Source organism: Streptomyces sp. NPDC020192 (assembly GCF_044388685.1).
In the GTDB taxonomy this organism is placed as follows: domain Bacteria; phylum Actinomycetota; class Actinomycetes; order Streptomycetales; family Streptomycetaceae; genus Streptomyces.
In genome coordinates this window covers 69,697-82,718 of the sequence record NZ_JBIRXG010000008.1, presented here as the reverse complement: position 1 = coordinate 82,718, position 13,022 = coordinate 69,697, and the positions used below count along the sequence as shown (strand labels likewise).

The window sequence follows — 13,022 nt, the reverse complement described above, 5'->3', positions numbered from 1 at the left end:
GTCACTCCTCCCCCAGGATCTGCGGCACCTTGAAACGCTGCTGCTCCTGGGCCGGGGCGCCGGAGAGCGCCTGCTCGGGGGTGAGCGAGGGACGGACCTCGTCCGCGCGCATGACGTTCGTCAGCGGGAGCGGGTGCGAGGTCGGCGGTACGTCTTGGTCGGCGACCTCGCTGACGCGGGCGACCGCGCCGATGATGTCGTCCAGCTGTCCCGCGAAGTGGTCGAGTTCTTCGGGCTTCAGCTCCAGACGCGCCAGCCGGGCGAGGTGGGCGACCTCCTCGCGCGTGATGCCAGGCATGCAGCGATCCTCTGGGGTGAGTGTGTGTGGTTTGGGGCCAATCCTATGGGGCGGGGGCCGGTGCCCGTGAAACGGTTTCCCGGGTCTGCGCCCGTCAGCCCCGGCGGCCCTCCCAGACCTCGCTCTTCAGGAAGTGGTTGTCGTACCGGTCCTGCACCTCGAGGATGCTCTCCGGGGTGGCCTCGCCGACGCGGATGCGCTGGAGGTGGCGGAAGTACTCGAAGCGCTCGATGCCCGGGGTGATGACGATGAGGATGTCCGCCGTGGCGTCCGGGACGGCGGCGAAGGCGTGCGGCTTGTCCGGCGGGACGATGACGAGATCGCCACGCTCGGCGGTGACGATGTCGTCGCCGGAGAGGATCTCGGCGGTCCCGTCGATCAGGTAGAACATCTCGGCCGCGGTGTGGTGGAGGTGGGGCCGCGCACCGTCGGCGCCCTCCGCCAGGGTGACGCGCACGGTGGACAGCGCCCCTCCGGCCGTACTGCGGTCGGCCAGCAGCTGGACGCCGACGGGGGTGTCTCCGACCACCTCGGCCTCGGCGTCACGGACGATCACGGACTCGTCGAACTTCGGCACGAACAGTGACATGGCTTTTCCCCTTTGTGACGCCTCTTCGTGGTGTCCTCAGACCGTGAAAAGCAGTCCGGCGCCGATCAGGACGACGATCGCGGTGGCGAAGTGGATCCCGAAGGCGACGGCCTTCGTCCCGCCGTTGCGCAGGACGATCAGCGTGTCGGCCAAGGGGACGAGTGCCACGCAGACCATGAACCACGCCTCGGCGCGCGCTCCGGCGAAGGCCAGCAGCACCAGCCCGAGGAGGCCGAAGGCGCCGTCCCTGACCCCCTTGATCGACAGGTAGGCGCGGGCGTCGCCGCGCGGGTCGGCCGGGACGCCGTAACCGGCCGCGGACGGGCCGGGCCGGAACAGGAAGCGATAGCCGAGGAACACGCAGAACAGGTCGAGCAGGACGGCGAGTGTGTACGCGGTGACGGTCATGTCTCCCCCTTGGACGGATTCTAGCAGCGCTAGGACTGAGAATGAAGCTAGCAGATCATCGACAGAATGACTAGCGCTGCTAGAATTCCGGGCATGGCGATCCAGACGCGCCGGGAGCGCGAACGAGCGGAACGCGAGCGGCTGATCGTGACGGCCGCGCGGGGGCCGGGACGCGGTGACCACCCGCCGGCTGGCCGCCGAGATCGAGTACAGCCAGCCGGTCCTCTACAGCCACTTCAAGGGCAAGGACGCGATCATGGCGGCCGTCGCGGTCCAGGGCTGTGTCGACCTGGCGACAGAGCTACGACAGGCCCGCGCGACGGCACCGGGCACGCGGGAGACACGACCGAAGGCTGGAGCTGCTGATCGCCCGCTTCACGGGGGACTGACGGAGCGCGGCGGGGGCGTGCGGCGACGCCGAGGACGAGGGCAGGCAGCGGCGGCGACGCCGAGAGTGAGGGGCACAGCCGGGGACGAGGACAGACCGCGGTGCCCACGGCGAGCAGCGGACGGCGGACCCGAGGGCGAGGACAGGCAACGGTGCCGAGGGCGAACGGCGGGACCGGGGACGGGCAGCGACGCCGAGAGTGAGCGGCGGAGCCGGGGCGGGCGGCGGGCGGCGAGGCCGAGGTGAGTTGAGCGTTCCGTAAGGGGCGCGGGGTTGTAGCGATATGCGGCTTCGTCGCGTGGGCGCGAGCGACCTGCGGCCGCCGACGTCGACAAGCCCCCACGGGAAAGGGCCACCACTCGGGCAAGTCGAACGGGCGGGCGGGCGGGACGACTACTCGGCGGCAGGCAGCGCCGCACGCGGCCGCTGCCAGCCACGCGACCCCCGCGCCCGCAACCACGCCGTGGTCTCCTCGGGCGGCATCGCCGCGGCCACCAGCCACCCCTGCACGGCATCACACCCCATGTCCCGCAACCGCTCCCACGTCTCGTCGTCCTCCACCCCTTCGGCGACGACCAGCAACCCCAGGGAGTGCGCCAGATCCACGGTGCAGCGCACGATCTCCGCGTCCTCCGTGTCGACGGCGAGCCGCGCCACGAACGACCGGTCGATCTTCAGCTCACTCACCGGCAGCCGCCGTAGATGGACGAGCGACGAGTACCCGGTACCGAAGTCGTCGAGCGACATCTTCACGCCGTGCCCGGTCAGCCCCGCGAGGGTGTCCGCGGCCCGCTGCGGGTCCTCCAGCAGCACATGCTCGGTTATCTCCAGCTGCAAGGCCCCCGCAGGGACCCCGTGCCGGGCCAGCCGGGCCGCGACCGATCCGGCGAAACCGGGCGTGTGCACATCGCGGGGGGAGACGTTCACGGCCACCGGCACCCGCAGGCCCTGCGCGCGCCACCGGGCGACCTGCCCGAGCGCGGTCTCCAGCACGTACTCGGTCAGATGGGGCATCAGCCCCGAGGACTCGGCGATCGCTATGAACTCGTCCGGCGGCACCTTCCCGCGCTCGGGATGCACCCAGCGCACCAGCGCCTCCAGGCCGGCGACCTGGCCGTCGAAGCGGACCTTGGGCTGGTAGTGCAGCTGCACCTCGTGCGCGTCCAGCGCCCGGCGCAGATCCCCCAGCAGACCGAGCCGGTCCGGGGTGTTGGAGTCCCGCTTGGATTCGTAGACCTCGACGCCGGTACGGTCCCGCTTCGCCTGGTACATCGCCACATCGGCCCGGCGCAGCATCCCTTCGGCGTCCAGGGCGTGGTCGGGGAAGACGGCGACGCCGGCGCTGGCCTCCAGGACGAGGGTGAGGCCGTCGAGGTCGAGCGGGGAGCTGAGGGCGGCGACGAGGCCGCGGGCCACGCGCGTGGCCGACGTGGTGGAGTCGGCGACGGGCAGTAAGACCGCGAACTCGTCCCCGCCGAGCCGCGCGGCCTCCGCCCCGCGGGGCAGGGCGACCCGCAGCCGGTCGGCTATCTGCAGCAGCAGCCGGTCACCGGCGAGATGGCCGAGGGTGTCGTTCACCGACCGGAACCGGTCGAGGTCGATCAGCATGAGCGCGGAGCGGGCGCCGATGCGTTCGGCGTCGTCGAGGGCGGTCCAGATCCGCTCCAGCAGCCACTGCCGGTTGGGCAGCCCGGTCAGCGGGTCGCGCAGCTGCTCCTCGGCACGCGCGCGGGCCATCCACAGGGTGGAGTCGAGGGCGATGAGCGGGATGGCGAACAGCGGCAGCAGGATCGGCCGGGCGTCGGCGACGACGCACAGCAGGGGCGCGATACCGAGCAGCGCGGCGGCGACCAGGCCCTGTCTGACCAGGGCGGCGCGGTCGACGACGGGCATCCTGCCGTCGCGCGGGGCGTGCAGGAACCACAGCAGGCCGCGGCTGACGGCGAGGTAGGCGACGGCGACGAGGACGACCTCGGGTGCGGTGGCGACGCTCCAGCCGCCGGGCCGCCAGGGCGTCTCGACGCTCGGGAAACGGCCGAACGCGCCGAGCAGCAGGGCGCCGGTGCCGATGCCGAGGATGTCCACCGCGCCGTGCAGGACGCCCTGCCGCCAGCGGTGGCGGCGGGCGATGCCGACGAGGACGACGACGGTGAGGCTGACCATGCCGGCGGGCACCCAGCCGTAGAGCAGCAGGACGGCGAGGGTGAGGGCGGCGCCGGAGCCGGTGCCGCCCCACCAGCGGGCGCGGCCGAGCATGACGAGGTGACCGACGATGACGCCGGTGAGCAGGGCCAGCGACCAGCCGACGGTGCCGCCCGGGAAGAGGGCGTGGTGGCCGGCGAAGGCGCGGTAGAAGCCGGCACCCAGGACGAGTGCGGCGGCGGCCACGACGGCCGCGGGCAGGTCGGGCCGGTGCGGATGCCGGTCGGTGTCCGAGCCGGTGCCGGCTCCGGTGCCGGTCAGGGCGCGGGCGGTTCCGACGGCGGCCAGCGGTCCGGCCAGGGGTATCGGCGGATGGGTCTCGGCGACGGCGCCCGGTCCGGCCGGGCGGACCCTGCCGGCCGCGCGTCGGTCACCCCGTCCCGTACGCCCGTCCACCCGTCCCGTCCACAGGGTTTCCCGCCAGGCGCTCGCGCGACGGCGCAGCCGCAGCCGTGAGTCCGGGGCGACACTCTCGGTCGGTTCCATTCCCGTCCCTCTCACACCCGGCGGTGCCCACGCCACGCGGCCCGATGTCCGACACCCATCAGCGGCTGCGCGTTGAAGAAACGTTCCCCGCGCCTTGAGAGCACGCGGAGATGCCCCGACCGCAGTTGGGCACGGCAGGCGCACACCTCAACAGTAGGCCGCTGAAGGCTTCCACGGGCACCGGTCGTCGACGGTTGCCCGAATGCGCCCAGGCCACCCGTATGCAACTGATATGCGCCGATCGGGTGGCCTTCAACCGCTACTCCTCGGTCGGAAGCGCGACTTCGGCCGCGGCGTCCGGGCCCTGCTCCAAGAGGACGGAGAAACCGTCCTCGTTCAGGACCGGGACCTTCAATTGCATGGCTTTGTCGTACTTCGATCCGGGGTTGTCACCCACAACGACGAACGATGTCTTCTTCGATACCGATCCGGTCACCTTCGCGCCCCGGCTCTGCAGCGCCTCCTTGGCGCCGTCCCGGGTGAAGTTCTCCAGCGTGCCGGTGACGACGACGGTCAGCCCCTCCAGCGGGCGCGGGCCCTCGTCCTCGCCGGTCGCGGCGTCCTCGAGCGGGACTCCGGCGGCCTTCCACTTGCGGACGATCTCGCGGTGCCACTCCTCGGCGAACCACTCCTTGAGCGCCGTGGCGATGATCGGGCCGACGCCGTCGGTGGTCGCCAGCTCCTCCTCGGTGGCCTGTTCGATGCGGTCGATGGAGCGGAACTCGCGGGCGAGGGCCTGCGCGGCCACCGGTCCGACGTGCCGGATGGACAGTCCGTTGAGGAACCGGGCCAGCGGGCGCTGCTTGGCCGCCTCGACGTTCTCCAGCAGGGCGAGGGTGTTCTTCTTCGGCTCGCCCTTCTGGTTGGCGAAGACCGTGACGACCTTCTCCTCGCCCGTCTTCGGGTCCCGCTTGGGCAGACCGCTGTCCGGGTCGAGGACGTAGGCCTTGATGGGCAGCAGCTTCTCCACCGTCAGGTCGAACAGGTCGCCCTCGTCCACCAGCGGCGGGTCGGCCGGCTCCAGCGGCCGGGTGAGCGCGGCGGCGGCCACCGCGCCGAAGCCCTCGATGTCCAGGCACTCGCGGCCCGCGAGGTAGGAGACGCGCTCGCGCAACTGGGCCGGGCAGGTACGGCCGTTGGGGCAGCGGAGGTCGATGTCGCCCTCCTTCATGGGCCGCAGCGGTGTGCCGCACTCGGGGCACTCGCCCGGCATCACGAACTCCCGCTCACTGCCGTCCCGCAGGTCGACCACCGGCCCGAGGATCTCCGGGATGACGTCACCGGCCTTGCGGATGACGACCGTGTCCCCGATGAGGACGCCCTTGGCCTTGACGACCTCCTGGTTGTGCAGGGTGGCGAACTCGACCTCGCTGCCCGCGACCGTGACCGGCTCCACCTGGGCGTACGGCGTGACCCGGCCGGTGCGGCCGACGCCCACCTTGATGTCGATGAGCTTGGTGTTGACCTCTTCCGGCGCGTACTTGTACGCGATGGCCCAGCGGGGCGCCCGCGCGGTGGAGCCGAGGCGGCCCTGGAGGCGGATCTCGTCCAGCTTGACGACGGCGCCGTCGATCTCGTGCTCCACGGAGTGGCGGTTCTCGCCGTCGTAGTGGGCGATGAACTGCCGTACGCCCTCGAGGTCCTCGACCACCCGGTTGTGCGGCGAGGTGGGCAGGCCCCAGGTCTTCAGCAGGTCGTACGCCTGGGAGAGGCGGGTCATGCCCGTGAAGCCCTCCAGGGCGCCGATGCCGTGGACGACCATGTGCAGCGGGCGGGTGGCGGTGACCCGCGGGTCCTTCTGGCGCAGCGAACCGGCGGCGGCGTTGCGGGGGTTGGCGAACGGCTTGTCACCGGCCGCGACCAGGCGTTCGTTCAGCTCGAGGAACTTCTCCATCGGGAAGTAGACCTCGCCGCGGATCTCCACCAGGCCGGGCACCTCGTCGCCCCCCAGGCGGTCCGGGATCTCGGCGATCGTACGGACGTTGGGCGTGATGTCCTCGCCGGTGCGGCCGTCGCCACGGGTGGCCGCGCGCGTGAGGCGGCCGTTCTCGTACGTGAGGTTGACCGCGAGGCCGTCGACCTTCAGCTCGCACAGGAAGTGGTACTTCTGGTCGCCGAGTTCACGCGCGATGCGGTCGGCCCAGGCGGCCAGCTCGTCGTCGTTGAAGGTGTTGTCGAGGGAGAGCATGCGCTGGCGGTGCTCGACCGCCGTGAACTCCGTCGCGTACGACCCCGCGACCTTCTGGGTCGGCGAGTCCGGGGTGCGCAGCTCCGGATACTCCCCCTCCAGGGCCTCCAGGGACTTCAGGAGCTTGTCGAACTCCGCGTCGCTGATGACGGGAGCGTCCTTCACGTAGTACCGGAAGCGGTGCTCCTCGACCTGCTCCGCCAGCTGCGCGTGCTTGTCCCGTGCCTCGGCGGGCACCGCCGTCTCCGCCTGCTGCTTGTCGCCGGCCACCGTGTTGTCCTCCCGTTACTCTGGGTTGTCCGCGAGGGATCTCGCCGCCCGGACGCAGTGGGCGAGCGCCTGGCGCGCATAGGCGGGGGAAGCGCCCGCCAGACCGCACGCCGGGGTCACCGTGACGGCCTGCGCGAGCAGCCCTGGTCGCAGCCCCAGCCTGCGCCACAGCGTCCTGACACCCATGACGCTACCGGCAGGGTCTGACAATGGGCCGTCCGTGCCCGGCACGACACCGGTGAACAGCCGTGTCCCGGCCTCGACGGCCTCACCGATGGCGTCGTCGTCACGCTCGGTGAGCAGCGAGAAGTCGAAGGAGACGGCGGCCGCACCGGCCCGGCGCAGCAGGGCGAAGGGCACGTCGGGGGCGCAGGAGTGGACGACCACCGGGCCGTCGCCGTGGACGGCGACGAGGTCCCGGAGGGTGGACTCCACGATCTGGCGGTCGACGGCGCGGTGGGTGCGGTAGCCGCTGGCGGTACGGACCTGGCCGCGCAGGACGGCGGCGAGCGAGGGCTCGTCGAGCTGGAGGACGAGGCGGGCGCCGGGCACACGGCGCCGTACCTCGGCGAGGTGGAGGCGCAGGCCCTCGGCGAGCGAGCCGACGAGGTCACGGCAGGCGCCGGGGTCGGAGAGGGCGGCCTCGCCGTTCCTCAGCTCGAGCGCGGCGGCGAGCGTCCAGGGCCCGACGGCCTGGACCTTGAGGTCGCCCTCGTACCCCTGGGTGAACTCCTCCAGGGCGTCCAGGTCCTCCCCCAGCCAGGACCGCGCCCGCTTGGTGTCCCGGCCCGGCCGGTCCCCGATCCGCCAGCCACTGGGCTCCACGCGCGCGTACAGCTCGACCAGCATCCCCGCGGTACGGCCGATCATGTCGGCGCCGGGTCCGCGCGCGGGCAACTCGGGCAGGAACGGGAAGTCCTCGAAGCTGCCGGTGACTGTCCTGGCCGCTTCCCGCGCGTCCCCGCCGGGCATGGATCCGACCCCGGTGGCCGGGGGGAACGTGAACTCGCTGTTCTCACTCACCCCGGAAGGGTAAGTCGTCCCGCGCCGCCCGGAACCGTCGGCCGAAAGCTCACCGGCCCGGCCGTACCGTCAGGTCGTTGACCTCCGCGTCCCGCGGCAGGTCCAGGGCCATGAGGATCGTCGTGGCGACCGACTCGGGGTCGATCCACTCCATGGGGTCGTAGTCCTTGCCCTCCTGCCGGTGGACCTTGGCCTGCATGGGGCTGGCGGTGCGGCCGGGGTAGACGGAGGTGACGCGGACGCCGTTGGTGTGCTCCTCCTGGCGCAGGGAGTCGGCCAGGGCCTTCAGGCCGTGCTTCGAGGCGGCGTAGGCGGACCAGCCGGCGTTGGCGTTGAGGCCGGCGCCGGAGTTGACGAAGATCACATGACCCCGGGCCACGCGGAGCTGGGGCAGGAAGTGACGGGTCAGTTCCGCCGGGGCGATCAGGTTGACGTTGAGCTGGTGGTGCCAGGACCTCGGGGTCAGGTCGATGACCTCCCCCAGGTCGACCACGCCCGCGATGTGCAGCAGCGAGTCCACCCGGTCCGGGAGCGTCTGGTGGGAGAAGGCCCAGGACAGGCGGTCCGGGTCGGCCAGGTCGCCCACCAGGGTGCGGGCGCCGGGGAACTCGGCCGCCAGCTCCTTCGCGCGGCCCGCGTCGCGCGCGTGGAGGACGACTTCGTCCCCGCGCGCGTGCAGCCGGCGGGCGACGGCGGCGCCGATGCCGGAACCGGCGCCGGTGATCACATGAGTAGCCATGCCCGCCATGCTCGCATCAGCGGGCGGGCACGGTCTCCTCCAGGTAGGCCAGCGCGCCGACCGGCTCCTCGGCGAAGAACACCAGCTCGGACAGCGGGCGCGGCAGGAAGCCCTCGTCCTCCATGCGGCGGAACTGCTGCTTGAGGCCGTCGTAGAAGCCCGCGGTGTTCAGCAGGACGACCGGCTTGTCGGTGCGGCCGTGCTTCTTCAGCTCCAGGATCTCCGTCGCCTCGTCCAGCGTGCCGGTGCCGCCCACCATGATCACCACGGCGTCGGCCTTCTCCAGCAGCAGCCTCTTGCGCTCGGCGAGGTCGGGCGCGATGACCATCTCGTCGGCGCCGGGCCGCGCCTTGTTCGCCAGGAACTCCACGGACACGCCCAGCAGCCTGCCGCCCGCCTCGTGCACCCCGTCGGCGACGACCTTCATCAGACCGACGTTGGAGCCGCCCCACACCAGGGTGTGGCCGGCCTTGCCGAGCAGTTCCGCGAACTCGCGCGCGGGGCGCGTGTAACGCTCGTCGAGGTCGGCGGCGGACAGGAAGACGCAGATGTTCATGGCCCCCACCGTACGCGGGAAGAAGTGGGCGCCCGCCGGCGCTGTCCAGGTATGACCGAAGGACACACCATCACCATCGAGAAGAGCGAGCGGCACGTGCGCGTGGTGCACGGCGATCTGGTGCTCGCGGAGTCCGACCGTCCCCTGGTGCTGCGCGAGACCGGCAGCCCGGCGCGGTACTACGTCCCCGCCGAGGACGTACGCCTCGACCTGCTGACCCCGTCCGCCACGCACACGGTCTGCCCCTTCAAGGGCACGGCGTCGTACTGGTCGCTGCCGGACGCGCCGGACCTGGTCTGGGCCTATCCGGACCCCAAGCCGGGAGTCGCAGAGATCAAGGATCACTACTGCTTCTACGACGTCGACGTGTCGTGAGCGACGAGTCCGTGCCGGTACGGCAGTCTGCACGGACATGGACAAGAAGACGACTTCCCGCGACGGCACCGCCCTCGCGTACGAAGTGACCGGCCAGGGACCCGCGGTGATCCTGGTGTGCGGCGCGATGTCCACCGGCGGCACCGTGGCACCCCTGGCCGCCCGGCTCGCGGACCGCTGCACTGCCGTCGTCTACGACCGCCGGGGCCGCGGCGCGAGCGGGGACACGGCGCCGTACGCGGTCGCGCGCGAGGTCGAGGACCTGGCCGCACTGCTCGACGCGGTGGGCGGCGACGCCTCGCTGTTCGGGGTGTCCTCGGGCGGCGCGCTGGTGCTCGAGGCGGCGGCGAGCGGGCTGCCGGTGCGCCGGGTGGCCGTGTACGAGGTGCCGTACGCCGACTTCCTGCGGGGTGGCGCCGAGCGCGAGGCCGCGTACAAGGAGGCCCTGACGAAGGCGCTCGCGGACGGCCGCCGCGGGGACGCGGTGGAGCTGTTCCTGCGGCTGACCGGGCTCGGCGAGGAGATGATCCACGGCGCCCGCCAGTCGCCGATGTGGGCCGGCATGGAGGCCGTGGCGCCCAGCCTGGCGTACGACGACGCGGTCATGGGCGACGGGCTGCTTCCGCGCGAGCGGCTCGCCGCGATCTCCGTACCCGTGCTGTCGGTCGCGGGCGGGGCGAGCCCGGAGTGGATGCACCGGGCGAGCCAGGCCGTCGCCGAAGCGGTGCCCCAGGGCACGTACCGCGTACTGCCGAGGCAGACCCACATGGTGGAGCCGGACGTGCTGGGGCCGGTGCTGGCGGACTACTGCACGGACTAGGGCCGTACCCCTTGGAGAGGTACCCCTGGAGAGCTACACCGTGGCCGCTGTCGCGCGCGTGGTCGTCGCGATCGTCGCCGAGCCCACCACGCGCGTGCCGTCGTAGAGGACGATCGCCTGGCCGGGGGCGACGCCGCGGACCGGCTCGGTGAAGGTCACGCGCAGCTCGCCGTCGACCGGTTCCGCGGTGACCTCGGTCTCGCCGCCGTGGGCGCGCAGCTGGGCGGTGTAGGTGCCGGGGCCGGTGGGGGCGGTGCCGCACCAGCGGGGCTTGATCGCGGTCAGGGCGGTGACGTCCAGGGCGGCGGCCGGGCCGACGGTGACCGTGTTGGTCACCGGGGAGATGTCGAGGACGTAGCGCGGCTTGCCGTCGGGGGCCGGGGTGCCGATCCTGAGGCCCTTGCGCTGGCCGATGGTGTAGCCGTACGCGCCCTCGTGCGTGCCCAGCCTGGTGCCGGACTCGTCGACGATGTCGCCCTCGGCCTTGCCGAGCCGCCGGGCGAGGAAGCCCTGGGTGTCACCGTCGGCGATGAAGCAGATGTCGTGCGAGTCGGGCTTCTTGGCGACCGCCAGCCCGCGCCGCTCGGCCTCCGCGCGGATCTCGTCCTTCGTCGTCACGGTGTCGCCGAGCGGGAACATCGCGTGGGCGAGCTGCCGGTCGTCGAGCACGCCGAGGACGTACGACTGGTCCTTGGCCATGTCGGAGGCGCGGTGCAGCTCACGGGAGCCGTCCTCGGTCACGATCACCTTGGCGTAGTGGCCCGTGCACACCGCGTCGAAGCCCAGGGCGAGCGCCTTGTCGAGCAGCGCGGCGAACTTGATCTTCTCGTTGCAGCGCAGGCAGGGGTTGGGGGTGCGGCCGGCCTCGTACTCGGCGATGAAGTCCTCGACCACGTCCTCGCGGAAGCGGTCGGCGAGGTCCCAGACGTAGAAGGGGATGCCGATGACGTCGGCCGCGCGGCGGGCGTCGCGCGAGTCCTCGATCGTGCAACAGCCCCGCGCGCCGGTGCGGAAGGACTGCGGGTTCGCGGAGAGCGCGAGGTGGACGCCGGTGACGTCGTGGCCGGCTTCCGCGGCGCGCGCGGCGGCGACGGCGGAGTCGACTCCGCCGGACATGGCGGCGAGGACGCGGAGGGGGCGCTGCGGGGTCTCAGTCATAGCCCCTCCAGGGTACGGGGCGGCGGGAGGCCCCCCAGAAAAAAATGAAGCGGACGAAAAAATCAAGGCCCAGACCCTTGCGTCCGATACGTGCCGATTTACTCTGGTAATAGGCCTACGAGACGAGTGAGGGAGTTCAAGCGGAGTAGCCGACTTCAGCGAGAGATACAGGATCTCCCTTCACGAGAGGTACAAGATCTCCGCTGGTGCCGACATCGACGCTCGGACTGAGAGGCCCGAAGGTTGCCGGTACGGGACCGGAAGGCGACCCCCAGCTACCTGATCCGGACAATACCGGCGAAGGGAACCCGCCTCGTAGGTCGCTTTCATGCCCGCGTACGGAAGCTCAGCTCAGGCCCGCCGCGCGCGCCCGTTCCACCGCCGGGCCGATCGCCTTCGCGACCGCCTCCACGTCCGCCTCGGTGGAGGTGTGGCCCAGCGAGAAGCGCAGGGTGCCGCGGGCCAGCTCCGGATCGGTGCCGGTGGCGAGCAGCACGTGGCTGGGCTGGGCGACGCCCGCGGTGCAGGCGGATCCGGTGGAGCACTCGATGCCCTGGGCGTCCAGCAGGAGCAGCAGGGAGTCGCCCTCGCAGCCGGGGAAGGTGAAGTGGGCGTTGGCCGGAAGCCGCCCCTCGGAGGCCGGGTCGCCGCCGAGGATCGCGTCCGGTACGGCACTGCGGACGGCGTCGATCAGCTGGTCGCGCAGCGTGCCGATCTCGCGGGCGAATCCCTCGCGCCGCTCGGCGGCGAGCCGGCCGGCGACGGCGAAGGAGGCGATGACGGGGACGTCGAGGGTGCCGGAGCGGACATGGCGCTCCTGGCCGCCGCCGTGCAGGACGGGGACGGGGGTGTACTCGCGGCCGAGGAGCAGCGCGCCGATGCCGTACGGGCCGCCGATCTTGTGGCCGGAGACGGTCATCGCGGCGAGGCCGGAGGCGGCGAAGTCGACCGGGACCTGGCCGAAGGCCTGGACCGCGTCGGCGTGCAGCGGGATGCCGAACTCTGCGGTGACGTCGGCGAGTTCGCGGACCGGCAGGATCGTGCCGATCTCGTTGTTGGCCCACATCACGGTGACCAGGGCGACGTCGCCGGGGTCGCGGGCGATGGCCTCGCGCAGAGCGTCGGGGTGGACGCGGCCGTAGGAGTCGACGGGGAGGTACTCGACCGTGGCGCCCTCGTGCTCACCGAGCCAGTGCACGGCGTCGAGGACGGCGTGGTGCTCGACGGGGCTGGACAGCACCCGGGTGCGGGCCGGGTCGGCGGCGCGGCGGGACCAGTACAGGCCCTTGACGGCGAGGTTGTCGGCCTCGGTGCCGCCCGAGGTGAAGACGACCTCGCTGGGGCGGGCGCCCAGCGCTTCCGCGAGGGTTTCGCGGGACTCCTCGACGGTGCGGCGGGCCCGGCGGCCGGCTGCGTGCAGGGAGGAGGCGTTGCCCGTGATGCTCAGCTGGGCGGTCAGTGCCTCTGCCGCCTCCGGGAGCATGGGGGTTGTCGCGGCGTGGTCGAGGTAAGCCATGGTGCC

12 protein-coding genes and 1 pseudogene are annotated in these 13,022 nt (G+C 72.0%); 3 read left to right on the top strand and 10 right to left on the bottom strand.

Annotated features, from left to right (window positions below; genetic code table 11):
* Position 1: 1 nt before the first annotated feature.
* From gatC to ACH47Z_RS17395, 3 genes are all read right to left on the bottom strand, one after another.
* Positions 2–298, bottom strand: coding sequence for an Asp-tRNA(Asn)/Glu-tRNA(Gln) amidotransferase subunit GatC (gene gatC / locus ACH47Z_RS17405; protein WP_006130840.1), 297 nt, complete (start codon positions 296–298; stop codon positions 2–4).
* A gap of 94 nt (positions 299–392) precedes the next feature.
* The gene (locus ACH47Z_RS17400) at positions 393–887 is read right to left on the bottom strand and encodes a cupin domain-containing protein (protein WP_399074395.1); all 495 of its coding nucleotides are present in this window, start codon (positions 885–887) and stop codon (positions 393–395) included.
* A 36-nt stretch (positions 888–923) separates the two neighbouring features.
* Positions 924–1,295 carry a DUF4267 domain-containing protein gene (locus ACH47Z_RS17395; RefSeq protein ID WP_399074393.1) on the bottom strand — a complete coding sequence of 124 codons (372 nt, stop codon included), beginning with the start codon at positions 1,293–1,295 and terminating at the stop codon, positions 924–926.
* A 93-nt stretch (positions 1,296–1,388) separates the two neighbouring features.
* Between ACH47Z_RS17395 and ACH47Z_RS17390 the strand changes: the two are divergent.
* Positions 1,389–1,659, top strand: a pseudogene (locus tag ACH47Z_RS17390) (TetR family transcriptional regulator); the annotation flags it as partial.
* A 417-nt stretch (positions 1,660–2,076) separates the two neighbouring features.
* Here ACH47Z_RS17390 and ACH47Z_RS17385 read toward each other — a convergent pair.
* The 5 genes from ACH47Z_RS17385 to ACH47Z_RS17365 form a co-directional block, all read right to left on the bottom strand.
* Complete coding sequence (locus ACH47Z_RS17385) at positions 2,077–4,371, bottom strand: putative bifunctional diguanylate cyclase/phosphodiesterase (RefSeq protein ID WP_399074391.1); 2,295 nt, start codon at positions 4,369–4,371, stop codon at positions 2,077–2,079.
* 259 nt (positions 4,372–4,630) lie between these two features.
* A complete protein-coding gene (ligA, locus tag ACH47Z_RS17380; protein ID WP_399074389.1) occupies positions 4,631–6,829 on the bottom strand; it encodes an NAD-dependent DNA ligase LigA in 2,199 nt (732 codons plus the stop codon).
* Between the two features lie 15 nt (positions 6,830–6,844).
* The gene (locus tag ACH47Z_RS17375) at positions 6,845–7,852 is read right to left on the bottom strand and encodes a methionine synthase (RefSeq protein WP_399074387.1); all 1,008 of its coding nucleotides are present in this window, start codon (positions 7,850–7,852) and stop codon (positions 6,845–6,847) included.
* Positions 7,853–7,901: 49 nt separating this feature from the next.
* Positions 7,902–8,600, bottom strand: coding sequence for an SDR family oxidoreductase (locus ACH47Z_RS17370; protein ID WP_399074385.1), 699 nt, complete (start codon positions 8,598–8,600; stop codon positions 7,902–7,904).
* Between the two features lie 7 nt (positions 8,601–8,607).
* Positions 8,608–9,147, bottom strand: coding sequence for a TIGR00730 family Rossman fold protein (locus tag ACH47Z_RS17365; RefSeq protein WP_399074383.1), 540 nt, complete (start codon positions 9,145–9,147; stop codon positions 8,608–8,610).
* A gap of 51 nt (positions 9,148–9,198) precedes the next feature.
* Here ACH47Z_RS17365 and ACH47Z_RS17360 point away from each other — a divergent pair, with 51 nt between their 5' ends.
* Positions 9,199–9,522, top strand: a complete 324-nt coding sequence (locus ACH47Z_RS17360; RefSeq protein ID WP_399074381.1) for a DUF427 domain-containing protein — start codon at positions 9,199–9,201, stop codon at positions 9,520–9,522.
* A gap of 37 nt (positions 9,523–9,559) precedes the next feature.
* Positions 9,560–10,342, top strand: coding sequence for an alpha/beta fold hydrolase (locus ACH47Z_RS17355; RefSeq protein ID WP_399074378.1), 783 nt, complete (start codon positions 9,560–9,562; stop codon positions 10,340–10,342).
* A gap of 33 nt (positions 10,343–10,375) precedes the next feature.
* Here the strand turns inward: ACH47Z_RS17355 and mnmA are convergent, their stop codons facing one another.
* Positions 10,376–11,500 (bottom strand): tRNA 2-thiouridine(34) synthase MnmA, encoded by a 1,125-nt coding sequence (gene mnmA, locus ACH47Z_RS17350; protein ID WP_399074376.1) that lies wholly within the window; start codon positions 11,498–11,500, stop codon positions 10,376–10,378.
* Between the two features lie 346 nt (positions 11,501–11,846).
* Complete coding sequence (locus ACH47Z_RS17345; RefSeq protein ID WP_399074374.1) at positions 11,847–13,016, bottom strand: cysteine desulfurase family protein; 1,170 nt, start codon at positions 13,014–13,016, stop codon at positions 11,847–11,849.
* Positions 13,017–13,022 lie beyond the last annotated feature (6 nt).